The following is a 22380-nucleotide window of genomic DNA, read 5'->3' on the forward strand; positions in this document are numbered from 1 at the left end:
CCAGACGGGGGACGTGGGCTTAGGTCCGCGTCTCCCAGGCCAGCCAGGCGGCGACCACGATCAGGCCGCCGGCCATCACCGCGCGCAGGGCGCGACCCTGCATCCGGGGCGCCAGCCGCGCCGCGCCCGCGCCGCCGATCACGATCAGGCTGTGCACCAGGACGGCGACCGCCAGATGCAGGCTCCCCAGCGTCAGGGCCTGGCTCAGCGGCGCGCCGTGGTCGGGCCGCATGAAGGTCGGCAGCAGGGCCACATAGAAGACCGCGGCCTTGGGGTTCAGCAGATTGCCCATCAGGCCGCGCACGAACAGGCCGCGCAGCGAGCGGCCGTCTGGCTTGGGCGCCGCCTCAATCGTCGGCGCGCGCCAGGCTTCCCACGCCAGCCACAGCAGAAACAGCACGCCCGCCCAACGCAGGCCCTGATACAGCGGCGGCCAGACGGAAAAGACCTCCGTCAGCCCATAGGCGGCCGCCAGCATCCACACCGCCAGCCCCAGGGTCACGCCCGCCACCGCCGCGAAACCGGCCAGCCGTCCCCGCGCCAGGGCGACCAGCGCCAGCCAACCCATGTTCGGCCCCGGCGTCAGCTCGATCAGCGCCACGGCGATCAGAAAGGGGCCGACGACGGCCAGATCGACGGGCCAGGCGGAATGGGCGATCACGAGGCGCTCCTGTTCGCCAGAGCCTAGGCGCGCGGCGGCGAAACGGACAGCCCCGAAAGCCGCCCAGCGGACCCCTTGTGTGACCCGATCGTCACACCCACCTCGATCTCAACGGCGCGCTGCTCAGCAGAGGGTGTGCTGAAATCCATCCGCCTCCCGAGGGGACTGAAACCATGAATCTCGAACTCTATTCCGACCGCGCCAAACAGGCCGTCCAGTCGGCCCAGTCGCTGGCCCTGGCCCGCCGGCACCAGCAGTTCGCGCCCGAGCATCTGCTCAAGGTGCTGCTGGAGGAACGCGACGGCCTGGCGCGCAATCTGATCACCGCCGCGGGCGGCGACGCCCGTCGCGCCGAAGCCGATGTCGAAACCGCGCTGAAAAAGCGCGCCCAGGTCTCGGGCGGCTCGGGCCAGCTCTATCTGGACGGCGACACCGCCCGCGTCTTCGCCGCCGCCGAGCACGCCTCGAAAAAGGCGGGCGACGCCTTCGTCACCACCGAACGCCTGCTGGCCGCGCTGGCCAAGGAGGGCGGGGTCGCCGCCGAGGTGCTGAAGGCTTCGGGCGTCACGGCCGACAAGCTGGAGGCCGCCATCGCCGAGGTGCGCAAGGGCAAGACCGCCGATTCCGCCGGCGCCGAGGACGGCTATGACGCCCTGAAACGCTACGCCCGCGACCTAACCCTGGCCGCCCGCGACGGCAAGATCGACCCGGTCATCGGCCGCGACGAAGAAATCCGCCGCACCATCCAGGTCCTGGCCCGCCGCACCAAGAACAACCCCGTCCTGATCGGCGAGCCCGGCGTCGGCAAGACCGCCATCGTCGAGGGCCTGGCCCTGCGCATCGTCAACGGGGACGTGCCGGAATCCTTGCGCGACAAGACCGTCATGGCGCTCGACATGGGCAGTCTGATCGCGGGCGCCAAATACCGCGGCGAGTTCGAGGAACGGCTGAAATCCGTCTTGTCCGAGGTCTCTGCGGCCGAGGGGGGCATCATCCTGTTCATTGACGAGATGCACACCCTGGTCGGCGCCGGCAAAGGCGACGGGGCCATGGACGCGTCCAACCTGCTGAAGCCCGCCTTGGCGCGCGGCGAGCTGCACTGCGTCGGCGCCACGACCCTGGATGAATACCGCAAACACGTCGAAAAGGACGCCGCGCTCGCCCGCCGCTTCCAGCCGGTCTTCGTCGCCGAACCAACGGTGGAGGACACCGTCTCTATCCTGCGCGGCCTGAAGGAGAAGTACGAGGTCCACCACGGCGTGCGCATTTCCGACAGCGCGATTGTGGCCGCAGCCACTTTGTCGAACCGCTACATCACCGACCGCTTCCTGCCGGACAAGGCCATCGACCTGATCGACGAGGCCGCCAGCCGCGTGCGCATGGCCGTGGACTCCAAGCCCGAGGCGCTGGACGAGATCGACCGCCGCCTGGTCCAGCTGAAGATCGAACGCGAGGCCTTGAAGAAGGAGACCGACCAGGCCTCCCAACACCGTCTGGAAAAGCTGGAGGACGAGATCGCCGATCTGGAGGGCCAGTCCGACGACCTGACCGCCCAGTGGAAGGCCGAAAAGGACAAGGTCGGGCAGGGCGCCCAACTGCGCGAAACCCTGGACCGCCTTCGCCTGGAACTCGCCAACGCCCAGCGCGCCGGCGACCTGGGCCGTGCGTCAGAGATCGCCTATGGCCAGATCCCCCAGATCGAAAAGCAACTTGAAGAAGCCGAGGCCAATGAGACCTCCGGCAAGGGCCCCCTGACCCCCGAGGTCGTCGACGCCGAACAGATCGCCGCCGTCGTCAGCCGCTGGACCGGCGTCCCCGTCGACAAGATGCTGGAGGGCGAACGCGAGAAACTGCTCCAGATGGAAACCGCGCTCGGCGGCCGCGTCGTCGGTCAGGACGAGGCGCTGGCCGCCGTGTCCGACGCCGTGCGCCGCGCCCGCGCCGGCCTGAACGACCCCAACCGACCGCTGGGCAGCTTCCTGTTCCTGGGCCCGACCGGCGTGGGCAAAACCGAACTGACCAAGGCGCTGGCCGACTTCCTGTTCGATGACGAGGCGGCCATCACCCGCCTGGATATGTCGGAATATATGGAGAAACACTCGGTCAGCCGCCTTATCGGCGCCCCTCCCGGCTATGTCGGCTATGACGAGGGCGGCGCCCTGACCGAGGCCGTGCGCCGTCGCCCCTATCAGGTCGTCCTGTTCGACGAGGTCGAAAAGGCCCACCCCGACGTCTTCAACGTCCTCCTGCAAGTGCTCGACGACGGCCGCCTGACGGACGGGCAGGGACGAACCATCGATTTCAGGAACACCCTGATCATCATGACCTCCAACCTGGGCAGCCAGTATCTGGCCGATCAGGGCGAGGGTGATGACGTCGAGGCCGTGCGCCCCTTCGTCATGGACGCCGTCCGCGCCCACTTCCGGCCCGAGTTCCTGAACCGGATCGACGAGATCATCCTGTTCCACCGCCTGGGACGCGACCAGATGGGCGGCATCGTCCGCATCCAGCTGTCACGCTTCGAGAAGCTGCTCGCCGACCGCCGCCTGACCCTGGACCTGGACGACAGCGCCCTGGCCTGGCTCGCCGCCCGCGGCTACGACCCCGCCTATGGCGCGCGACCCCTGAAACGCGTCATCCAGAAGGACCTGGTCGACCCGATCGCGCGCAAACTCCTGGCCGGCGAGATCGAGGACGGCGGCGTGATCGCCGTCACCGCCGGCGAGGGCGGGTTGGAGATCGGGAAGATGCGGGTGCATTAGCGCAAGGTCTCAGGCTGCCTTTGCAGCTTTTATTACGCGATCTGCGATTGATTCATGGAAGCCGTTACTTGTTAGGTCTTCTTTCTTTATTGCCTTCTTGTAGACGTCAATCAAAGCAAGAATCGCTAAGAATGCAGGCGATGCGCTCCATGAATCTCCATCATCATCATTGATCAAGCGTTCAAATATGCTTAAATTCGCAGATTTCAGAGCTATTTCTAGATCTGAAACAGATTTTAGGCCTAGCCGTTGAGAAATGCTTGAGAGATGGGAGATTGAATCCTCATCAGTTTCATCATCCGTAAAGTTATACGGATTTTCACCTTCTTCATAAATGTCAAAGCCTGCTTCTGTCGCATTATCGACGAGTAATTTCGTAACATCAGAAGCCGCAAGAAATTCCTTAACGCTGTATGCCGAGATTTTTATAGTTTTGTCACCTGAAGCGATGGAGTTCTTCGCTTGTAGCTGATTGTTGAGTCGCTCGTTCCTTATTTCCACAAATTGCTCATCTACAAGTTCAAATAGACCTGCCAATCTATTCAATTTTCGCTGAAGTGCTGACGGAACGTCGGAGTCTTGTTTGTAGTTTACAATATGAGAAACGGCTGACCACGCGTGCTGAACTACTGTTCTCACCTGTATTTCAACATTAAGATTTTTGAACTGCCGCCACTCCGGAAGTTCGTATCTCCGCTCACTGATTTGACATATTAAATGATAACTTAAATATCCAAAGCGGAAAGATTCCAGACTTTCCCTACTGTTGCTAAATTGCTCTTCTTTAACAACAAATTCAGTTCTCAGAATATCTATAACTTTTGCGATATCGTCGTGGAAATTACAGATCACTCGTACGCCGCAAAGGTCAGTCATATCAGAAAGGGGGGATTTGTAACGCTTCCCAGGTCGCGAAATTTTTTCAGAGAACGATTCAGTTGTCTTGGCGCGAGATTCTACAAGATGGAATCTTATTCCTTCAGATCGCAGAAGGCTTTCAATCAGATTTTGTAAACTCGCTGACAGAGCCACGTACTGAGGTCGAACCTCTTCGTAGCTTCTTATTTGTTCAGCTTTCCGAGAGGCTGCCATTCTAACCGGTCCGTGTTGCCATGCCAATTTGACGGCAGGGTTCGTTCATACGACAGCATTATCCAGCAAATCGACGGTTCGCTACCTCTGTTATTTGTTTGTGGGGTCCCTTAGGTTGCTAAGGAGCAGCGAGTGCAAGTGTCGTGTCACAGTCGGGCCGCTGTCGTCTTCAGTCGTTCTCTCCCGGCAAGAGGAAGTGCTCCGAAATAAATGATAAGAGCGGGGTGTCGAAGTCGGCGTAAGCCGTCGCAGTGCTCGGGCCGCAGCGGATCGCGGGCGGCGGACGACCCTCACCCTTTCGCGCAAGGCCGCTCGCTGCGCTCTCGGGCGCTCAAGCCCTCTCCCAATGGGAGAGGGAAGGCCAAAACTTGATCCTTCTCCCATTGGGAGAAGGTGGCCGCGAAGCGGTCGGATGAGGGTCGGGCGTCGAAGTCGGCGTGAGCCGTCGCAGCGGTCGGGCCGCAGCGGATGGCGGCCAGCGGACGACCCTCACCCTTTCGCCTTGCCGATCGCTGTGCTCTCGGAGGCTCAAGCCCTCTCCCAACGGGAGAGGGAGGTCACAGGCCCAGCGTTTTGGCGCGGTCGCGGATGGCGGCGTTGATACGGCCGGGGTCGGCCAGGGCTTCGGCGTTGGTGAAGCGGATGACGGTCCAGCCCAGCGCCTCGATCGCCTGCTGGCGATAGTGGTCGTTCAACACGACCTCGCGCGTTCATGCACTCCGCCGTCGATCTCGATAACCAGACGCAGCGGGACACAGGCGAAATCGACCACGAACCGTCCGACCGGGTGCTGGCGTCGCACCCTCCAGCCATCGACCGCGCCGCCACGCAGTCGCGACCAGATGCGGCCCTCGGCCAGGCCGCCACTCTGGCGAAGCCCGCGCGAGCGCGGCGTCAGGCGGCTGGTCGTCATGCGCGGCTCTCCTTCGGAAGGCCCATCCCACGACCGTCACCGCCTTTCGGCAAGCAAAACCCGCCAGCCCGCGCATCTGCGACGGATACCGCCAACGATTTCAACACCCTGCCAGCCGCCAGCGTCATCCTCCTGCCCATGCCCTCAAACCGTGCGATCCTGTCTCGGTTCGTCCGCAGGGGACGCGTCGCACGGTCGGGGAGGGGCAATTCAGACGAATTAGACGAATTAGACGGTGTTTTTGTTCGCCGACCGTCTGATCTCCGTCAGTCCTGCGGGATCGGATTGGTGCGTGGATCCGGGCCGTTGGTGACGACGCGGTCGCGTTCGCCCAGGTCCTTGATGATCTTGACGTCGGTGAAGCCGGCGGCCTCGAACAGCGCCTTGACCTGCGGGCCCTGGTCAAAGCCGATCTCGACGGCGAAGACGCCCAGCGGCTTCAGGATGCGTTTCACCTCGGGCGCCAGGTCGCGATAGGCCTGCAAGCCGTCCGGCCCGCCGTCCAGGGCCAGGTGCGGGTCGTGGTCGCGCACCTCCGGGTCCAGGGTCGCGATATGGTCGGTCGGGATATAGGGCGGGTTGGACAGCACCAGGTCGAAGCTGGCGTCGCCGAAACCCGCGGCCCATTCCGTGCGCAGGAAGGTCGCGCGGTCGTTCAGGTCCAGGTTGGCGGCGTTCTCCTTGGCCACCGCCAGGGCCTCGGACGAGATGTCGGTGCCGACCCCGCGCGCGGCCGGCCGCTCGGCCAGAAGCGCCAACAGGATCGCGCCCGAGCCGGTCCCCAGGTCGATGGCGTCGAAGGCCTCGGTCTTGCCGAAGGCCAGCATGGAGACGTCCATCAGGGTTTCGGTGTCGGGGCGGGGGCTGAGGACGTCGGGGGTGACGTTCAGCATGATCTTCCAGAAGCCCTTCTTGCCGACGATGCGCGAGACGGGCTCGCGCTTCAGCCGGCGCTCGACCATGGCTTCATAGGCGCTCAGTTGGTCGGCGGTGATGGGCCGATAGGGGTCGGTCAGGATGTCCATGCGGCTGGCGCCGGCGGCGGCCTCCAGCAGCAGGCGGGCGTCGATGGCGGGGCTGTCGATGCGGCCGGTCTTCAGCCGGGCCTGCGCCGCCTTCCAGGCGGTCAGCAGGGTCGGGGCGTCGGTGTCGGACTTGGGCGTGATGGGGTCGGTCATGGGCGTTGATTGGCCCGGCCCGGCGCCGATTTCAAGCGCGACGGGAGGAACGCGAGCCCAGCTTGACCGTTCGCGTCGGGATGACTGCGCGCCGCCCCTCCCGCCTCGCCCCGCTTCGCAACCTGTTCGTCCGGACGCCGGCGCGGGTCGAGCGCGGCCGGGTGTGGAAGTTCTTGGCCGCCGCCGCCGGGGGTCTGGCCGCCGGCGCCGGCGCCGCCCACCTGCTCTACAGCCAGGGACACAAGGTCGGGGTCGAGCTGCGCGCCCCTCGCCCCGAGCCCCTGCCGCCCAAGGTCCCGACGCCCGAGGACTATGAGGCCCAGGAGCCCGGTCGCGGCCGCATGGCCAAACGGCCGCGCCAGATCCCGCACAAGGGCTGGGTCGATATCGCCTGGCGCACGGCCGGCTCCTACTTCGGCGACCGGGTCGGGTTCGTGGCGGGCGGGGTGACCTTCTTCACCCTGCTGTCGTTGTTCCCGCTGCTAGCGACCTTCGTCACCCTCTACGGCCTGTTCGCCGATCCGCAGGACGCCTGGGGCCGGCTGCAGTTCCTCTACGCCCTGCTGCCCGACAGCATCGCGGTCTTCCTCGGCGGCGAGATGCAGCGGCTGGCCGAGAACTCCAATAGCCAGCTGACCTTCACCCTGGCCTGGACCCTGGCCCTGTCCCTGTGGACCGCCAACGGGGCGGTCAAGGTGCTGTTCTACGGCCTGAACGTCGCCTATCACGAGGTCGAGCGCCGCAACATCGTGCGCTACAACCTGATCTGCATGGTCTTCACCGTGGGCGCCATCCTGGCGGTCCTGCTGACCTCGGTGCTGGTCGTCGGCGTGCCGGTGGTGGTGCGGCTGTTCGGGCTGGAGGAAGAGTGGGGGCTGATCGCGCCGCTGCGCTGGCCGCTGCTGCTGGTCGGCTATGTCGCCGCCCTGACCGTCATCTACCGCTATGGCCCCTGCCGTCAGCGCGCGCGCTGGCGCTGGGTCACGCCCGGCGCGATCTTTGCGGCCCTGCTCAGCCTGACGGTGTCCTTCCTGTTCAGCTGGTATCTGTCCAACTTCGTGCGGACCGACAGCTACGGCCCGCTGGCGGCGATGATGGGTTTCCTGCTGTGGACCTGGCTGTCGGTGCAGGTGATCGTCATGGGCGCCGAGCTGAACGCCGAGATCGAGCACCAGACCGCCGTGGACACCACGACCGGCAAGCCCCAGCCGATCGGCGAGCGGGGCGCCAAGGTCGCCGACAGCATCGGCGCCCGACGCGGCAACCCCGCCGCCCTCGCCTTCACCCAGCGTCAGGCCGAACGGGTGGCCGACCGACTGCGCGGCCGCCAGAACCGCAAGGCCGCCGAGCGCGTCGCTACAGAATGAAACGGCTCAGATCGACGTCCTTCGTCAGGGCGTCCATCTTCTCGCGCACCGCGTCGCCGTCGAAGGTCACGGTCTGGCCCGAAAGTTCTGAGGCCTTGAAGCTGGTCTCCTCCAGCACCCGCTCCATCACGGTCTGAAGACGGCGCGCGCCGATGTTCTCGACCGCGCTGTTGGCCGCCACCGCCGCATCGGCCATCGCCTCGACCGCATCGTCGGTGAAGGTCAAGGTCACGTCTTCGGTCGCCAGCAGGGCCTGGTTCTGACGGATCAGATTGGCCTCCGGCTCGGTCAGGATGCGCTTGAAGTCGTCGCGCGTCAGGGCCTTCAGCTCGACCCGGATCGGCAGCCGCCCTTGCAGTTCGGGCAGCAGGTCAGAGGGCTTGGCGACGTGGAAGGCGCCCGAGGCGATGAACAGCACATGGTCGGTCTTCACCGGCCCGTATTTCGTCGAGACCGTGGTGCCCTCGATCAGAGGCAGCAGGTCGCGCTGCACCCCCTCACGCGACACGTCCGCGCCGGATGCGCCTTGCCGGGCCGCAACCTTGTCGATTTCGTCCAGGAAGACGATGCCCTCGTTCTCGGCCAGTTTCAGCGCCTCCTGCGTCAGGCTGTCCTGATCCAGCAGCTTGTCGCCCTCTTCGGCGATTAGCGGCGTCGTCGCATCGCGCACCGTCAGCTTGACGGTCTTGGTGCGCCCGCCGCCCATCTTGCCCAGCATCGCCGACAGGTTCAGCAGGCCGACATTGCCGCCGCCCGGAATGTCGAGGCCCTGGATCGGCGACGCGGTGTCCGCTAGCGAGAGCTCGATCTCCTTGTCGTCCAGTTCTCCGGCGCGCAGCTTCTTTCGGAAACTGTCACGCGTCGCCGGCCCCGCGCCGGGTCCGACCAGGGCGTCCAGGATCCGGTCCTCGGCGGCGGCCTCCGCCTTGGCCCGCACGTCGCCGCGCCGGCGCTCGCGCACCATGATCAGCGCGCTTTCGACCAAGTCCCGCACGATCTGATCCACGTCGCGGCCGACATAGCCCACCTCGGTGAACTTGGTCGCCTCGACCTTCAGGAAGGGCGAGCCCGCCAGCTTGGCCAGCCGCCGTGCGATCTCGGTCTTGCCGACGCCGGTGGGGCCGATCATCAGGATGTTCTTGGGCGTCACCTCGTCGCGCAGGTCCGCCGGCACGCGCTTCCTGCGCCAGCGATTGCGCAACGCCACGGCCACGGCGCGCTTGGCGTCGTTCTGGCCGACGATATAGCGATCCAGTTCGGAGACGATCTCGCGGGGGGTCAGTTCGGTCATGCGACGCAGATAGGAGAGGCCGAACCGTTGCGGGAGAGGGGCGGGGCGTCGCAGCGCGTGTTTTCCCGCTCGCACCGTCGTCTCTTATCACGCGTCTCCGGGCCAGGCCTGCAGCGAAGCCTCGGCGATCCCCAGCAAGGCAGGCCGTTCCATACCGTCTCGCGCCAGGACGGACATGCCTTGCATGACCGCCATGACCAGACCTGCCAGCGCGGCGCCATTCGTGGCGGGCGGCAGGCGGCCTGCCTGCATGTCCTGATCGATCTTCGCCTGAAGGCTGCACCGAACGCTGCGGCGGATGTCCGCCACGACCCGCTGCACATCGGCCGAGGCCGCCGAGCCGCTGGCGGTCGCGCTGGCCATCAAACAGCCACTGGGCGTGTCCTCGCCCGTATAGGCGCGGGCCGCGGCGGTCATCAGGCCGCGCGCCGCTTCCAGAGCGCTGGGCGCGGCGTCGATGCCGTCTGCCATCGCTCGAGGGTCGCCCGCGTATAGACGCACGGCCTCGAGGAACAACTGCTTCTTGTCGCCGAACGCGGCATAGAGGCTGGGCGCCGTGATCCCCATCGCCGCCGTCAGATCAGCGATGGACGTCGTCTCGTAGCCGTGACGCCAGAAGACGAGCATGGCCTGTCGAAGGGCGAAGTCGCGGTTAAAGGACAGCGGGCGACCGGGGCGACGCGAAGACAGGGTGGATTCCATAGTGGTCACTATAAAACATCTTGACCTGTGGCGCCAGCGCACTCACTGGTTCTGTAGTGATCGCTAGGAAAACAAGATGTCTCTGACCGAATTTCGCACCCTGGGCCGTTCCGGCCTGGTCGTCAGTCCGCTCGCACTTGGGACGATGACCTTTGGATCGGGCGAGTGGGGCGCCGATGAAGCCGAGGCGCGACGGGTGTTTCAGGCCTACCGCGAAGCGGGGGGCAACTTCGTGGACACCGCAGACATCTACGCCGGGGGCGAGAGCGAACGCCTGGTGGGACAGTTCATCAGGGAGGCCGGGGCCCGCGACGAGGTCGTGCTGTCCACCAAGTTCGCCTTCAACGGATCGGCCAGTCCGCTGACGACAGCCCAGGCCAGCCGGGGCAATCCCAACGCCGGCGGCGCCGGAGCCAAGAACATCCATCGCGCGCTGGATGCGTCATTGCAGCGCCTGGGGACCGACTATGTCGATCTGTACTGGATGCACATCTGGGACGGCGTGACCCCGGTCGAGGAGATCGTTCAGACCCTTGGCGACCTCGTTCGCGCGGGCAAGATTCGCTACTTCGCCCTGTCGGACATGCCGGCTTGGCTGGCCATGAAGGCGGCGACGTTGGCCGCAGAACGGCGGGCGCCGGCGCCGATCGCGATCCAGGTGGAGTATTCACTGGTCGCCCGCGACATCGAGGCCGAACACATCCCGGCCGCGCTTGAAGGCGGCATGGGCGTCATGCCCTGGAGCCCGCTGGCCGGCGGCTTCCTGACCGGCAAATACCGACGCGAGGACACGACGAACGCCGGACGCCTCAGTGGGGCCAATCCTTTTGGGCAGAGCAAGTTCGTCGATCGGAACTGGGACGTGCTGGACACGCTGAAGGCCGTCGCGAAGGAAACCGATCGATCGCCGGCGCAGGTCGCGCTGAGATGGGTCATGCAACGCCCTGGCGTGGCCTCCACCCTGATCGGCGTGCGCACTGCGGCCCAACTGGCGGGCAATATCGCCGCCGCCGCGTTCCAACTGAGCGACGAACAGATGTCGCGTCTGAACGCCGCCAGCGCCCCGCCGCCGGGCTTCACCCTTGGCCTGATGGCTCCGGCGATCCGCCGTATGGTCTTCGGCGGCAACGACGTGTCGGGCTGGCGCGAATAGTCGCCAGCAAAAAGGCGCCCTCCAGCCGGAGAGCGCCTTTGATGCATCAGCCGACGTCACCCGGATCAGGCGGCGTTGGCGGCCTTGTTCTTGGCCAGCTTGCCCTGATGGGCCTGCATGCCCTTGGCGATCAGGTCGGCGGCCTCGCCGGCGTCGCCCCAGCCCTCGACCTTGACCGACTTGCCCTTCTCCAGGTCCTTGTAGCGGGTGAAGAAGTGCTCGATCTGCTCGATCAGGATGGCGGGCAGCTGACGATAGCTGGCGATCTCGGTGTAGTAGGGGTTCAGCTTGTCGACCGGCACGGCCAGGATCTTTTCGTCGCCGCCGGCCTCGTCGGTCATCTTCAGCACGCCGATGGGGCGCGAACGGATCACGCAGCCCGGAACGACCGGCGTCGGGTTCAGCACAATCACGTCGCAAGGGTCGCCGTCGTCCGACAGGGTGTGCGGCACGAAGCCGTAGTTGCCCGGATAGTACATGGCGGTGTGCAGGAAGCGGTCGACGAACAGCGCGCCCGAGGCCTTGTCCATCTCGTATTTCACCGGCAGGCCGCCCTGCGGAATTTCGATGATGACGTTGATGTCCCAGGGAGCGTTCGGGCCGACGGGAATGGCGTCGAGGTTCATGGCGGGTCTTTGCTGCGACTGCGAAACTTTGAAAGGCGAAGGGTGATAGGCTCACCGGCCCGTCACGGCAAGGGCGACGTGTGGCGAACACGGGGCCGGCGGGCTTGCGTCTCGGCGCATCATCGCGGACATCTGGATCATGACCTGGACCGATTGGGCGGCGCTGGCCCTCTTCTTCATCTGCTGGCTCGGATACAGCCCTATCCTGGCCTTCATCAGCCGACGGGGCGGCTCGCTGAATCAGGATATGGAGCATGTCCGGGCGGCCTGGATGCAGTCCATGACCCATCGCGAGATGAAGCTGATCGACAGCCAGCTGATGGGCCATTCGATCAACTCCGCCTCCTTCTTCGCCTCCACCAACCTGCTGCTTATCGCGGCGGTCGCCGGCATCCTGTTCGGCGGCGAGAGCGCTCTCCAGGGGTTCGCCGCCGTCGGCGCCGAAAACGTGCCGATGAAGATTCTGGAGGCCAAACTGGCGCTGGTGCTGATCTGCCTGGCGCGCGGCTTTCTGGATTTCATCTGGGCGCTGCGCCAGATGAACTACGCCCTGGCGCTGATCGGCGCGGCGCCGGAGATTCACACCAAGACCGACCGCAAGGCCTTCAGCGAGGCGGCGGGCCAGCTTTTGAACCCGGCGCTCAGTTCCTTCAGTCAGGGTGTCCGCGGCTATTATTTCGCCCTGGCGGCGGCGGCCTGGCTGTTCGGGCCGCTGTGGCTGGCGCTGGGCGTCGCCTCGTCCTTCGGTCTGTTGATCTATCGCCAGGAGGCGTCACCCGCCGCCCGCGCCATTCGCAACGCACGGCGTTTGCTGGAGCCGTAAAGGCTTCTGTCAGGGTCTGACGATCAGTCGTACGACCTCGCCGGCGTGGAGGCGGTCGAAGCCGGTGTTGATGTCATCTAGGGGAATGACGCCGCTCATCAGGCGATCCACCGGCAGGCGGCCCTGGCGATACAGGGCGACGTAGCGGGGGATGTCGCGGCTGGGGACGCAGGTGCCGATGTAGGAGCCCTTCAGCGTGCGCTCTTCGCCGACCAGGGAGACGACATTGACGGCAAGGGCCGCATCGGGCGGCGGCAGGCCGGCGGTGACGGTGGTTCCGCCGCGCCGGGTCATCTTCCACGCCGCCTCCAGCGCCCGGACCGAACCGGCCATTTCGAAGGCGAAGTCGGCGCCGCCGTTCGTCAGGGCGCGAACCTGATCGACCGCATCGGGGTCGGCGGCGTTGACCGTATGGACAGGCCCCAGGGTGCGGGCCAAGGCGAGCTTGTCCTCGGACAGGTCGACGGCGACGACGGGGCTGGCGCCCGAGGCCAGGGCGCCCAGCACGCTGGCCAAGCCCACGCCGCCCAGGCCGATGACGACGACGCTCTGGCCCGCCTTGACGCCGGCGGTGTTCACTACGGCGCCGACGCCGGTCAGGACGGCGCAGCCGAACAGGGCCGCCTCTTCGAACGACAGGTCGGGATCGATCTTGACCAGGGAGCGGCGCGAGACGACGGCCCGCTCGGCGAAGGCGGAGCAGCCGAGGTGGTGGTTGACCGGATCGCCTTCGCGGAAGATGCGGCGAGCGCCGGACAACAGCTCGCCCCGGTCGTTGGCGGCGGCGCCCGGCTCGCACAGGGCGGGACGGCCGCCGGCGCACGGATTGCAATGACCGCACGACGGCATGAAGACCATGACGACGTGATCGCCGACGACGAGATCGGTCACGCCGTCCCCGAGCGCCTCGACCACGCCTGCCGCCTCGTGCCCCAGGGCCATGGGCAGGGGACGGGGGCGGTCGCCGTTGATGACCGAAAGGTCCGAGTGGCACAGGCCGGCGGCCTTGATCGCGACGAGCACCTCGCCGGGGCCGGGCGGGTCCAGCGTGACGGTCTGGACCAACAGAGGGCGGCTGTCGGCATAGGGGCGGGCGGCGCCCATGTCAGACAGGACGGCGGCGCGAGTCGTGAGGATCATGTGGTCAAGCCTTCGTCATCAACAACCTACCGATAGGCGCTTGACCTAACGTCGTCCAAGCTAGAGCGTCGGGATCGAGAGCGACGGTTCGCGTCGCCGAGGGAGACGACGATGCCGAAACGAGACGAGGGCGCGCTGGCGCAACGGGCGACCTACAAGGCCTTTCACATGGTCTCCACCCGGTGGGCCGACAACGATCAATACGGCCATATCAACAACGCCAAATTCTATGAGTTCGTCGACTCGGCGGTGAACGCCCATCTGCTGATCGCCAATGCGCTGACGGAATCGATCGGCCTGGTGGTGGATTCGGGCTGTCGCTATACCTCGTCGCTGAAGTTCCCCGATGTGATCGAGGTCGGGATCAAGGTCGATGCGATCGGCACCTCCAGCGTCACCTACGGCTTTGCGGTCTTCAAGCGCAGCGTCGATGTTCCCGCCGCCATCGGCCATTTCGTCCACGTCTATGTCGACGCCGAAACCCGCCGGCCCAAGCCGTTGCCGGCTCGGCTGAGAAGCGTGGTGGAGAACCTTCGCGCCGGGTGAGGACTTTCGCCCCTCGTCTGCAATGCAGCGCCTGTTTCCGTGATGCCAATGCCTTCCGACCCCGCCGATCTCGATGACGCCTTTTATCTGAGCCTTACGGAGGCGGATGCCGCAATGACCGGGGACGATCCGCGCGGAAGCCTGGAACTGGTCGTGTCCATGCGCATCGCCTTTGTCGCCCGGGCGTGGATCACGCGGGCCAATTCGCTGTTTCGCGGTCGAGGCTATACGGCGGCCCAGCGCGCGCACCTGTATGTCCTGGCGTCCAAGCCCAAGGGGATGACGCAGGCGGAGTTGGCGGCGATCCTTCGGATATCGGAAGCGTCGCTGTCGCGCCGCATCAAGCTGTCGATCGAAGAGGGGCTGGTGTCGCGCCATCCGTTTTGCGGCGACGGACGGGCCAACCTGATCCGGCTGGAGCCCAAGGGGCTGGAGGCGCTGAACGCCTCCGATCGCGTCGCGCGCGAGGATCGCACGCGACTGCTGACGGGCGTGACCGACGAGGAACTGGCCATCACCGCCAAGGTCCTGAAGCTGCTGACGGATCGTATCCCGCAGACGCCCGAACGGTCCGACCCCTGACGACATCGGACCGCCCTGAACGTCAGTCGCCCGCCCCTAGGCGTCAAGAATGACTTGGCCGTCTTCCTTGACGAAGGGCTTGGCGAGAGGGTCGGGCAGCAGGTCCAGAACCGTCTCGGACGGGCGGCACAGCTTGACGCCCAGGGGCGTGACGACGATGGGGCGGTTCATCAGGATCGGGTGCGCCGCGATGGCGTCCAGCAGCTGGTCGTCCGACAAGTCGCCGTCGTCCAGGCCGAGGTCGGCGTAGGGCGTGCCCTTTTCGCGCAGGATATCGCGCACCGATCCACCCATACGTTCGACCAGTTGGGCCACCAGCGCGCGGCTGGGCGGGGTCTTCAGATACTCGATCACATGCGGTTCGATCCCGACGTGGCGGATCAGGGCCAGGGTGTTGCGCGACGTGCCGCAGGCGGGGTTGTGATAGATGACGACGTCCATTGGGCCTCAGTCGCAGCAGGGGGCCAGTTCGGCCAGCAAGGGTTGGCAAAGCTCGGCGCGGCCCTGGCAGCAGTCCTTGAGCAGGAACAGCACGACCTCGCCCAGTCGATCCAGATCGGCCCGGTAGATGATCGACCGGCTGCGCCTCTGGGACGCAATCAGTCCGGCGCGCGACAGCACGCCCAGATGCGCCGACATCGTATTGGTCGGAACGGCGAGCCGGTCGGCGATCTCTCCGGCCGGCAGGCCGTCCGGCGCATGGCGGACCAGCAGCCGGAAGGCGTCCAGGCGCGTGGATTGCGCCAGGGCGGCGAGCGCGAGAATGGCCGGTTCGGATTCCATTGTTCCAAGATACTGGAAATATAGTTTCGTGCAAGCTAGAGAGGGCGGTGCGGTCGTCGGTCGGCCGGGATGGAGCCGCCCATGATCGTCGCCTTTCTGATCTTCGCGGTCACCATCACCCTGGTGATCTGGCAGCCGAAGGGCCTGCAGATCGGCTGGAGCGCGATGGGCGGTGCGGCGGCGGCGCTGTTGCTGGGCGTCGTCACCCTGGCCGACATCCCCGTGGTCTGGGACATCGTCTGGAACGCCACGGCGACCTTCGTCGCGATCATCATCATCAGCCTGTTGCTGGACGAGGCGGGCTTCTTCGAATGGGCGGCGCTGCATGTCGGGCGATGGGGCGGCGGCCATGGGCGCCGGCTGTTCGTCCTGTTCGTCCTGCTGGGCGCGGCGGTGTCGGCGGTCTTCGCCAACGACGGGGCGGCGCTGATCCTGACGCCCATCGTCATCGCCATGCTGGTGGCGCTCGGCTATGGCCCCAAGGCGACGCTGGCCTTCGGGATGGCGGCGGGCTTCATCGCCGACGCGGCCAGCCTGCCGCTGGTGGTGTCCAACCTGGTCAACATCGTCTCGGCCGACTTCTTCGACATCGGCTTCGACCGCTATGCGGCGGTCATGGCGCCGGTGAACCTGGCGAGCATCGCCGCGACGCTGATGGTCCTGTTCGTGGTGTTCGGGCGCGATATTCCCAAGGCCTATGACGTGGAGCGGTTAGCCGCGCCGTCCAGCGCGATCAAGGACCGGGCGACCTTCCTGTGGGGCTGGATCATACTGGCGTTTCTGCTGATCGGCTTCTTCGTTCTTGAGCCGCGAGGGGTGCCGGTGTCCGCCGTCGCCGCGACGGGGGCGGTCGTCCTGCTCTTCGTGGCGGGGCGCGGCACGGTCATCAGCACGACGAAGGTGCTGCGCGAAGCGCCGTGGCAGGTCGTGATTTTCTCTCTAGGGATGTATCTGGTCGTCTATGGGCTGGGCAACGCCGGCCTGACACGCCAGATCGCGGGCCTGCTGGACGGATTCTCGCAAGGCGGGGTCTGGGGCGCGGCCTTCGGAACCGGGTTCCTGACGGCTTTCCTGTCGGCCATCGCCAACAATATGCCGACAGTTCTGATCGGCGCCCTGTCGATCGACGCCTCGGGCGCGACGGGCGCGGCGAGGGAGGCGATGATCTACGCCAATGTCATCGGCAGCGACCTGGGGCCGAAGATGACGCCCATCGGCTCATTGGCCACATTGCTGTGGCTGCACGTCCTGGCGCGAAAGGGCGTGAAGATCGGGTGGGGCTATTATTTCAAGGTGGGCGTGGTGCTCACCCTGCCGGTCCTGGGCGTCGCCCTGGCGGCCCTGGCCTTACGCCTGAGCGTCTAGCGCCTCAGTCGTCCAGACGGCCGATCAGGAACAGGGCGCCGACGGCGGTCAGGGCGCCCAAGGTGAAGGCGGTCACGATGGCGCCGGTGGCGACGGCGGTGGAGACGGTGACCGGGCGGGCTTCGTACCACTCGACAATGTCGGCCTCGTGCAGGTCCTCGTCCATATAGCCTTCGGCTTCATAGATGGTGTCGTCTGCGGTCATGGCTTTACGCTCCGTCTGTCTTGCCCGGATCAATACGCCCAAACGGTACAGGTTCCACCCCTGTCGCCACCGATCGGCGTATCGTGACAGGATGCCGCTCTTCGTTTAGGAGGCGCGGCTCAGGTTCAGAACGCTCAAAGACGATCCCATGGCCGGCCACTCGAAATTCAAGAACATCATGCACCGCAAGGGGCGCGCCGATGCGCAGCGCTCCAAGCTGTTCTCCAAACTGTCGCGCGACATCACCGTGGCGGCCAAGTCGGGCCTGCCGGATCCGGCGGCGAACCCGCGCCTGCGCCTGGCGGTCAACAACGCCAAGGCCGAAAGCCTGCCCAAGGACGTGATCCAGCGCGCCATCAACAAGGCCGCCGGCGGCGACGTCGATACGATGGAAGAGGTCCGCTACGAGGGCCGGGGTCCGGGCGGCGTGGGCATCATCGTCGAAGCTTTGACCGATAACCGCAATCGTGCGGCGTCCAACATCGGCGCGGCCTTCAAGAAGAACGGCGGCGCGCTGAGCGAGATGAACTCGGTCGCCTTCATGTGGGACAAGGTGGGCAAGATCACCTACGCCGCCGAGGCCGGTTCGGAAGACGCCGTGATGGAGGCCGCCATCGAGGCCGGCGCCCAGGACGTCGAGAGCGACCTGGTCAAACCCGATATCTATGAGGACGCGCCGGGCCACACGATCTGGACCGCCTTCGAGGACCTGAACGACGTCGCCGAGGCCATGTCCAAGGTGCTGGGCGACCCCAAGTCCACCGCCATCGTCTGGAAGCCGCAGTCTGAAGTGCCGGTGACCGGCGAGGCCGTCGGCACCCTGTTCAAGCTGCTGGACGCGCTGGACGCCGAGGACGACGTGTCGGCGGTCTATTCCAACGAGGACATCTCCGACGAGGATGCGGCCAAGTACGCGGGCTGATCCCGAACGACCGCGAGTCGTTCGCACGGAACCGGGTCGTGCGCCGGGCGTAACGAGGCTTCACCGTTACGCCTGGAGCCCCTATGGACATCACCCAGCTGATCCTCGACGACCATGCCGAACAGCGTCGGCTGTTTGCGATCATCGAACAGATCGACCCCAAGGACACCGATGCGCTGAGCGCCGTCTGGTCGCGGTTGTCGGCGTTCCTGGATGTGCACGCCGAGGCCGAGGAGCGGTTCTTCTATCCCGAGCTGCTGAAGCAGGGCGAAGGCGCCAATGACGCCGAGGACGGCACGGTCGAGGGCGAGACCGAAGACGCCATCGAGGACCACAACAAGCTGCGCGACGCGGTCAAAGCGGTCGAAAAGCACAAGGTCGGCACCAAGGCGTGGTTCGACGCCGTGGGCGAGGCGAACGTCGTCAACTCCAAACACATGGGCGAGGAAGAGCGGCAGGGGCTGACCGACTTCCGCATGAACGCCGACGTCGAGACGCGCCATGAGCTGGCGGTGAAGTTCGCCGCCTTCGAGGCCGAGTACATCACCGGCGTAAAGCCGGTGAACAAAGACCCCGAGACCTATATCGAAAAGCACGGCTGAGGCGGTCGCTGCGACCACGATGTCGCAGCATCGTCCGTCCAAGGAACATCCGCGCGTGGCCCGTCGTTGAGCGCGGATGAATCTGGGTAGTCTGGAAGGCGCCGTCCTGCCGGTCCTCGGCGCGGTGATCGCGGGCGGGGTCATCGGCTTCGAGCGCGAATGGCGGGGCCGGGCGGCGGGCCTGAGAACGCATATCCTGGTTAGCCTGGCGTCGGCCTTGCTGATGCTGGCGGCCATGTCGCAGGCCGATTGGGCGTTCCGCGCCCTGCCCGACGAGAACATCGTCACAGACCCGACGCGGATGGCGCACGGGGTGCTGACGGGGATCGGGTTCTTGTGCGCCGGAGTGATCTTCCGCACAGGGTTTTCGATCCACGGGCTGACCACGGCGGCGTCGCTGTGGATCACATCGGCGATCGGCATTCTGTTCGGGGCAGGCCTCTATGCGCTGGGGACGGCGGCGACGGTGGTCACGGCGCTGATCCTGATCGGGCTGAGGCTGATCAGCGGGCGTTTGCCCGCGCGCACGGTCGTGGACGCCGAAGTGTGCTGGGAACGGCGCGAGGCGTCGCCGGAGCCGGCGATCGAGGCGGCGCTGAAAGCCATCGATGCGGACGCGCGACACGACCGCTTCGAGCTGATCGATGGACAGACCGTTCGACGGACCTGGCGATTGAAGGCTGCCGAGGAAAGCCAGCTGAAGCGGCTGGCGGAACAGCTGTGCGCCATACCGGGCGTGGTCGCTTACAGCCTGGACCCGCGCGACGACTGAAACCGTTCATTGCCCGATAACCCTCTTTGCGGCATGAGGGGAACGGATGGCGAACGAACCTGTCAGAATCATCGGCCTGGACCCCGGTCTGCGACGCACCGGCTGGGGGGTCGTCGTGTCGGATGGCGCGCGCCTGAGGTGGGTGGCGCACGGGGTGGTGGCCCCGCCCGAGACCGCGCCGTTCAGCGAGCGGCTGCTGCATCTGTTCGAGGCGCTGGGAACGATCTGCGCCGACCACGGCTGCGAGGAGGCGGCGGTGGAAGAGGTGTTCGTCAATGTGAACCCGTCCTCGACGCTGAAGCTGGGCCACGCGCGGGCGGCGGTGATGCTGGCGCCGGCCAAGGCGGGCCTGACGGTGGCGGAATATTCGCCGAACCTGATCAAGAAGGCGGTGGTGGGTGCGGGCCATGCGGACAAGAGCCAGATCGCCTTCATGGTCAAACGGCTGCTGCCGACCGCGGGCGACGTGAAGGCGGATGCGGCCGACGCCCTGGCGGTTGCGATCACCCATGCGCAACTCCGGAAGCGGTCCTTGCTGGAAGCGATGCACCGGGGGGCGGCGTGATCGGGCGGTTGAGAGGCGTGCTGGCCGAGGTCGGCGAGGCGGAATGCCTGATCGACTGCGCCGGCGTGGGCTATGTCGTGTCGTGCGGGGCGCGGACGCTGGGGCGGCTGCCTGCGCCGGGCGATGAGGCGACGGTGCATGTCCATTCGCAGTGGAGCGAGGATGCGGGGCCGCGCCTGTATGGATTTTTGACGCGCGACGAGCGGCGGGCCTTCACGACCCTGCTGGCCATTCAGGGCGTGGGGCCCAAGGCGGCGCTGGCGGTGCTGGACGTCCTGCCGCCCGGCGAACTGGCGTCGGCGGTGGCGCGCGAGGACAAGGCGGCGGTGGCGCGGGCCAACGGCGTGGGGCCGAAGCTGGCGCTGCGGATCGTGACCGAGCTGAAGGGCAAGCCCTTGGGCGACGTCAGTTTTGCGCCGGTCGCACCCGGCATGCACGTCGAGATCGCACCGCCCGTTCCGTCCATCACCGGCGAGGCCGTGTCGGCCCTGCTTGGACTGGGCGTCGCCGAGGTCAATGCGCGCCGGGCCGTGGATCAGGCTTTGATCCGTCTGGGCGAAGAGGCGGAGCTGTCGGCGGTGATCCGCGCAGCGCTGCAGGAGTTGGGCCGATGAGAGCCGCATCGACATGACCCGCGTCATCTCCCCCGAGGCCGAGACCGGCGAATCCTTCGATCGCGCGCTGCGGCCGCAGACGTTGTCGGAGTTCGTCGGGCAGTCGCAGGCCAAGGGCAATCTGAAGGTCTTCATCGATGCGGCGCGCGGGCGGGCCGAGGCGCTGGACCATGTGCTGCTGTTCGGACCGCCGGGACTGGGCAAGACGACGCTGGCGCAGATCGTGTCGCGCGAGCTGGGCGTGGGGTTCCGTGCGACCTCCGGCCCGATCCTGGCCAAGGCGGGCGATCTGGCGGCCATCCTGACCAACCTCGAGCCGCGCGACGTCCTATTCATCGACGAGATCCACCGCCTAAGCCCCCAGGTCGAGGAGATCCTGTATCCGGCCATGGAGGATCATGTGCTGGACCTGATCATCGGCGAGGGGCCGTCGGCGCGTTCGGTGCGGATCGACCTGGCGCCGTTCACCCTGGTGGGGGCGACGACGCGGGCGGGCCTGTTGGCTACGCCGCTCAGGGACCGGTTCGGCATTCCGCTGCGACTGGAGTTCTACACCCCCGACGAACTGACGGCGGTGGTGCGCGGCACGGCGCGCAAGATGGGCGCAGCCATCGACGAGGCGGGCGCGCGCGAGATCGCGTCGCGGGCGCGCGGCACGCCGCGCATCGCCGGGCGTCTGCTGCGCCGGGTGCGGGATTTCGCCTCGGCCGAAGGGGCCGAGACGATCTCGAAACTGGTGGCGGCGCGGGCGCTGGCGCGGCTGGAAGTGGACGAGGCGGGGCTGGACAGCCTGGACCGGCGCTTCCTGAAGGCGTTGATCGAAAACTATGGCGGCGGGCCGGTCGGGATGGACACCTTGGCGGCCGCCATCGCCGAGGCGCGCGACGCGGTCGAGGACGTGATCGAACCCTATCTGCTGCAACAGGGCTTCATCATGCGCACCCCGCGCGGCCGCATGGCCTGCGCCAAGGCGTATGCGCATCTGGGTTTAACGGAGCCGCCGAAGCCTCAGGCGGCTCCGGATTTGTTCACCTAGTGACCGCGCCGCGACGTCTGACGCCCAACGAACTTCGGCTTTGGATCAATAAACTCTCGTCGGCGATGAGCCCGGCCGCAATGTCCGCAGTTTGTGAGGAGATTACGGACATCGCAGGCGACTATGTGCTGACCCAGCCCGGCACACAGTTTTGGCGTGATGCATTCATTGGAGCGAAGTTCGCTGAGGCGCAGGGCTACAGTTTAATTCGCCTTTGCGCGAATGATCGTCCTGATATCGACGTCGGACGAGATGGCGTTTGGGAAGAGTTGGAAATTACTGAAGCAGACGATCCCGATCGCAAGCGCAGTAAAGAATATGAGGATCGGCGGGGACTCAATGAAAGCACTTTCTCCGACCCCGAAGGCGCTTGGCTAACACGCCGGCGAGCGATGCCCACAGCACTACGACGCTGTGTAGCTAAGAAAATGGCGCTGCCCTACTCGCCCGATTGCGCCTTATTGATATATTTGAACCTGTCCACTTACGGGTGCTGGGAAGCAGAAATTCTGCAAGACATTCAAACGGAATGTCAGCCTGCTCTTCGGCACTTCAGCCAGGTTTGGGTTCTCTGGAATGGCTCTGTCGTTCCGGTGATAAAGTCATAAGGCGCATGCTCGCCTCTTGTTGGACCGGCCTCGACCTGCATCGCTGGTTGATGGGCTTGCCAACGGCGAAGC

General features: G+C 66.0%; 26 protein-coding genes. 14 read left to right on the top strand and 12 right to left on the bottom strand.

What is annotated here, in order from left to right; translation table 11 throughout:
- Positions 1-19: 19 nt before the first annotated feature.
- Positions 20-661, bottom strand: coding sequence for a LysE family translocator (locus ASF31_RS06630; protein ID WP_235551273.1), 642 nt, complete (start codon positions 659-661; stop codon positions 20-22).
- A 173-nt stretch (positions 662-834) separates the two neighbouring features.
- Between ASF31_RS06630 and clpB the strand changes: the two genes are divergently transcribed.
- Complete coding sequence (gene clpB / locus ASF31_RS06635; RefSeq protein ID WP_055753926.1) at positions 835-3423, top strand: ATP-dependent chaperone ClpB; 2589 nt, start codon at positions 835-837, stop codon at positions 3421-3423.
- 9 nt (positions 3424-3432) lie between these two features.
- Here clpB and ASF31_RS14275 read toward each other — a convergent pair whose 3' ends face one another.
- The 4 genes from ASF31_RS14275 to prmC form a co-directional block, all read right to left on the bottom strand.
- Complete coding sequence (locus ASF31_RS14275) at positions 3433-4515, bottom strand: GTP pyrophosphokinase family protein (RefSeq protein ID WP_082465060.1); 1083 nt, start codon at positions 4513-4515, stop codon at positions 3433-3435.
- A gap of 557 nt (positions 4516-5072) precedes the next feature.
- A complete protein-coding gene (locus ASF31_RS14830; protein WP_162233946.1) occupies positions 5073-5210 on the bottom strand; it encodes a DUF559 domain-containing protein in 138 nt (45 codons plus the stop codon).
- Positions 5207-5428 (bottom strand): endonuclease domain-containing protein, encoded by a 222-nt coding sequence (locus ASF31_RS14835; protein WP_055753927.1) that lies wholly within the window; start codon positions 5426-5428, stop codon positions 5207-5209. The genes ASF31_RS14830 and ASF31_RS14835 overlap by 4 nt, the downstream gene beginning before the upstream one ends.
- A gap of 266 nt (positions 5429-5694) precedes the next feature.
- Complete coding sequence (gene prmC / locus ASF31_RS06645) at positions 5695-6606, bottom strand: peptide chain release factor N(5)-glutamine methyltransferase (protein WP_055753928.1); 912 nt, start codon at positions 6604-6606, stop codon at positions 5695-5697.
- Positions 6607-6668: 62 nt separating this feature from the next.
- Between prmC and ASF31_RS06650 the strand changes: the two genes are divergently transcribed.
- A complete protein-coding gene (locus tag ASF31_RS06650) occupies positions 6669-7973 on the top strand; it encodes a YihY/virulence factor BrkB family protein (RefSeq protein WP_235551274.1) in 1305 nt (434 codons plus the stop codon).
- On the opposite strand, the gene hslU is transcribed toward ASF31_RS06650, so the two are convergent.
- Both hslU and ASF31_RS06660 read right to left on the bottom strand, forming a co-directional pair.
- Complete coding sequence (gene hslU / locus ASF31_RS06655) at positions 7963-9264, bottom strand: ATP-dependent protease ATPase subunit HslU (RefSeq protein WP_055753929.1); 1302 nt, start codon at positions 9262-9264, stop codon at positions 7963-7965. The two genes, ASF31_RS06650 and hslU, sit on opposite strands and share 11 nt — an antisense overlap.
- 87 nt (positions 9265-9351) lie before the next feature.
- Positions 9352-9966 carry a TetR/AcrR family transcriptional regulator gene (locus ASF31_RS06660; RefSeq protein WP_200918587.1) on the bottom strand — a complete coding sequence of 205 codons (615 nt, stop codon included), beginning with the start codon at positions 9964-9966 and terminating at the stop codon, positions 9352-9354.
- Between the two features lie 76 nt (positions 9967-10042).
- Between ASF31_RS06660 and ASF31_RS06665 the strand changes: the two genes are divergently transcribed.
- The gene (locus ASF31_RS06665; RefSeq protein WP_055753930.1) at positions 10043-11119 is read left to right on the top strand and encodes an aldo/keto reductase; all 1077 of its coding nucleotides are present in this window, start codon (positions 10043-10045) and stop codon (positions 11117-11119) included.
- Between the two features lie 65 nt (positions 11120-11184).
- Here ASF31_RS06665 and ppa read toward each other — a convergent pair whose 3' ends face one another.
- Complete coding sequence (gene ppa / locus ASF31_RS06670; protein ID WP_055753931.1) at positions 11185-11745, bottom strand: inorganic diphosphatase; 561 nt, start codon at positions 11743-11745, stop codon at positions 11185-11187.
- A 139-nt stretch (positions 11746-11884) separates the two neighbouring features.
- Between ppa and ASF31_RS06675 the strand changes: the two genes are divergently transcribed.
- Positions 11885-12568: a DUF599 domain-containing protein gene (locus ASF31_RS06675; protein ID WP_055753932.1), complete on the top strand. Its 684-nt coding sequence runs from the start codon at positions 11885-11887 to the stop codon at positions 12566-12568.
- Between the two features lie 9 nt (positions 12569-12577).
- Here ASF31_RS06675 and ASF31_RS06680 read toward each other — a convergent pair whose 3' ends face one another.
- Complete coding sequence (locus tag ASF31_RS06680) at positions 12578-13708, bottom strand: zinc-dependent alcohol dehydrogenase family protein (protein ID WP_055753933.1); 1131 nt, start codon at positions 13706-13708, stop codon at positions 12578-12580.
- Positions 13709-13819: 111 nt separating this feature from the next.
- Between ASF31_RS06680 and ASF31_RS06685 the strand changes: the two genes are divergently transcribed.
- Together ASF31_RS06685 and ASF31_RS06690 are read left to right on the top strand one after the other, a co-directional pair.
- A complete protein-coding gene (locus ASF31_RS06685; protein WP_017506452.1) occupies positions 13820-14254 on the top strand; it encodes a thioesterase family protein in 435 nt (144 codons plus the stop codon).
- 114 nt (positions 14255-14368) lie between these two features.
- On the top strand, positions 14369-14836 hold the full coding sequence (locus ASF31_RS06690; RefSeq protein ID WP_162233947.1) for a MarR family winged helix-turn-helix transcriptional regulator: 468 nt from the start codon (positions 14369-14371) through the stop codon (positions 14834-14836).
- Between the two features lie 36 nt (positions 14837-14872).
- Here the strand turns inward: ASF31_RS06690 and arsC are convergent, their stop codons facing one another.
- Both arsC and ASF31_RS06700 read right to left on the bottom strand, forming a co-directional pair.
- Positions 14873-15277, bottom strand: coding sequence for an arsenate reductase (glutaredoxin) (arsC, locus tag ASF31_RS06695; protein ID WP_055753935.1), 405 nt, complete (start codon positions 15275-15277; stop codon positions 14873-14875).
- Positions 15278-15283: 6 nt separating this feature from the next.
- The gene (locus tag ASF31_RS06700; protein WP_017506449.1) at positions 15284-15619 is read right to left on the bottom strand and encodes a helix-turn-helix transcriptional regulator; all 336 of its coding nucleotides are present in this window, start codon (positions 15617-15619) and stop codon (positions 15284-15286) included.
- An 81-nt stretch (positions 15620-15700) separates the two neighbouring features.
- Between ASF31_RS06700 and ASF31_RS06705 the strand changes: the two genes are divergently transcribed.
- Entirely contained in the window at positions 15701-16984 is a 1284-nt protein-coding gene (locus ASF31_RS06705; protein WP_055754181.1) for an arsenic transporter, read from the top strand.
- Positions 16985-16988: 4 nt separating this feature from the next.
- On the opposite strand, the gene ASF31_RS06710 is transcribed toward ASF31_RS06705, so the two are convergent.
- The gene (locus ASF31_RS06710) at positions 16989-17189 is read right to left on the bottom strand and encodes a hypothetical protein (protein WP_055753936.1); all 201 of its coding nucleotides are present in this window, start codon (positions 17187-17189) and stop codon (positions 16989-16991) included.
- Between the two features lie 148 nt (positions 17190-17337).
- Between ASF31_RS06710 and ASF31_RS06715 the strand changes: the two genes are divergently transcribed.
- The 7 genes from ASF31_RS06715 to ASF31_RS14440 all read left to right on the top strand — a co-directional run bounded on the left by ASF31_RS06715 (position 17338) and on the right by ASF31_RS14440 (position 22308).
- Positions 17338-18111: a YebC/PmpR family DNA-binding transcriptional regulator gene (locus ASF31_RS06715; RefSeq protein WP_055753937.1), complete on the top strand. Its 774-nt coding sequence runs from the start codon at positions 17338-17340 to the stop codon at positions 18109-18111.
- 83 nt (positions 18112-18194) lie between these two features.
- Positions 18195-18713, top strand: a complete 519-nt coding sequence (locus tag ASF31_RS06720; protein ID WP_055753938.1) for a hemerythrin domain-containing protein — start codon at positions 18195-18197, stop codon at positions 18711-18713.
- Between the two features lie 76 nt (positions 18714-18789).
- Positions 18790-19485 carry an MgtC/SapB family protein gene (locus ASF31_RS06725; protein WP_055753939.1) on the top strand — a complete coding sequence of 232 codons (696 nt, stop codon included), beginning with the start codon at positions 18790-18792 and terminating at the stop codon, positions 19483-19485.
- Positions 19486-19531: 46 nt separating this feature from the next.
- On the top strand, positions 19532-20050 hold the full coding sequence (ruvC, locus tag ASF31_RS06730) for a crossover junction endodeoxyribonuclease RuvC (protein WP_055753940.1): 519 nt from the start codon (positions 19532-19534) through the stop codon (positions 20048-20050).
- Complete coding sequence (gene ruvA / locus ASF31_RS06735) at positions 20047-20664, top strand: Holliday junction branch migration protein RuvA (RefSeq protein WP_055753941.1); 618 nt, start codon at positions 20047-20049, stop codon at positions 20662-20664. The genes ruvC and ruvA overlap by 4 nt, the downstream gene beginning before the upstream one ends.
- 13 nt (positions 20665-20677) lie before the next feature.
- Positions 20678-21700, top strand: coding sequence for a Holliday junction branch migration DNA helicase RuvB (gene ruvB, locus ASF31_RS06740; protein ID WP_055753942.1), 1023 nt, complete (start codon positions 20678-20680; stop codon positions 21698-21700).
- Positions 21701-21765: 65 nt separating this feature from the next.
- On the top strand, positions 21766-22308 hold the full coding sequence (locus ASF31_RS14440; RefSeq protein ID WP_156355941.1) for a hypothetical protein: 543 nt from the start codon (positions 21766-21768) through the stop codon (positions 22306-22308).
- Positions 22309-22380: the final 72 nt, after the last annotated feature.

The organism is Brevundimonas sp. Leaf280 (assembly GCF_001422455.1).
GTDB lineage: Bacteria > Pseudomonadota > Alphaproteobacteria > Caulobacterales > Caulobacteraceae > Brevundimonas.

Bases quoted from the DNA above. Each gene is read 5' to 3' on its own strand.
- clpB (WP_055753926.1), top strand. From the start codon at position 835: ATGAATCTCGAACTCTATTCCGACCGCGCCAAACAGGCCGTCCAGTCG.
- ASF31_RS14275 (WP_082465060.1), bottom strand. From the start codon at position 4,515: ATGGCAGCCTCTCGGAAAGCTGAACAAATAAGAAGCTACGAAGAGGTT.
- ASF31_RS14835 (WP_055753927.1), bottom strand. From the start codon at position 5,428: ATGACGACCAGCCGCCTGACGCCGCGCTCGCGCGGGCTTCGCCAGAGT.
- prmC (WP_055753928.1), bottom strand. From the start codon at position 6,606: ATGACCGACCCCATCACGCCCAAGTCCGACACCGACGCCCCGACCCTG.
- hslU (WP_055753929.1), bottom strand. From the start codon at position 9,264: ATGACCGAACTGACCCCCCGCGAGATCGTCTCCGAACTGGATCGCTAT.
- ASF31_RS06660 (WP_200918587.1), bottom strand. From the start codon at position 9,966: ATGGAATCCACCCTGTCTTCGCGTCGCCCCGGTCGCCCGCTGTCCTTT.
- ASF31_RS06665 (WP_055753930.1), top strand. From the start codon at position 10,043: ATGTCTCTGACCGAATTTCGCACCCTGGGCCGTTCCGGCCTGGTCGTC.
- ppa (WP_055753931.1), bottom strand. From the start codon at position 11,745: ATGAACCTCGACGCCATTCCCGTCGGCCCGAACGCTCCCTGGGACATC.
- ASF31_RS06675 (WP_055753932.1), top strand. From the start codon at position 11,885: ATGACCTGGACCGATTGGGCGGCGCTGGCCCTCTTCTTCATCTGCTGG.
- ASF31_RS06680 (WP_055753933.1), bottom strand. From the start codon at position 13,708: ATGATCCTCACGACTCGCGCCGCCGTCCTGTCTGACATGGGCGCCGCC.
- ASF31_RS06685 (WP_017506452.1), top strand. From the start codon at position 13,820: ATGCCGAAACGAGACGAGGGCGCGCTGGCGCAACGGGCGACCTACAAG.
- ASF31_RS06690 (WP_162233947.1), top strand. From the start codon at position 14,369: ATGACCGGGGACGATCCGCGCGGAAGCCTGGAACTGGTCGTGTCCATG.
- arsC (WP_055753935.1), bottom strand. From the start codon at position 15,277: ATGGACGTCGTCATCTATCACAACCCCGCCTGCGGCACGTCGCGCAAC.
- ASF31_RS06700 (WP_017506449.1), bottom strand. From the start codon at position 15,619: ATGGAATCCGAACCGGCCATTCTCGCGCTCGCCGCCCTGGCGCAATCC.
- ASF31_RS06705 (WP_055754181.1), top strand. From the start codon at position 15,701: ATGATCGTCGCCTTTCTGATCTTCGCGGTCACCATCACCCTGGTGATC.
- ASF31_RS06710 (WP_055753936.1), bottom strand. From the start codon at position 17,189: ATGACCGCAGACGACACCATCTATGAAGCCGAAGGCTATATGGACGAG.
- ASF31_RS06715 (WP_055753937.1), top strand. From the start codon at position 17,338: ATGGCCGGCCACTCGAAATTCAAGAACATCATGCACCGCAAGGGGCGC.
- ASF31_RS06720 (WP_055753938.1), top strand. From the start codon at position 18,195: ATGGACATCACCCAGCTGATCCTCGACGACCATGCCGAACAGCGTCGG.
- ASF31_RS06725 (WP_055753939.1), top strand. From the start codon at position 18,790: ATGAATCTGGGTAGTCTGGAAGGCGCCGTCCTGCCGGTCCTCGGCGCG.
- ruvC (WP_055753940.1), top strand. From the start codon at position 19,532: ATGGCGAACGAACCTGTCAGAATCATCGGCCTGGACCCCGGTCTGCGA.
- ruvB (WP_055753942.1), top strand. From the start codon at position 20,678: ATGACCCGCGTCATCTCCCCCGAGGCCGAGACCGGCGAATCCTTCGAT.
- ASF31_RS14440 (WP_156355941.1), top strand. From the start codon at position 21,766: ATGAGCCCGGCCGCAATGTCCGCAGTTTGTGAGGAGATTACGGACATC.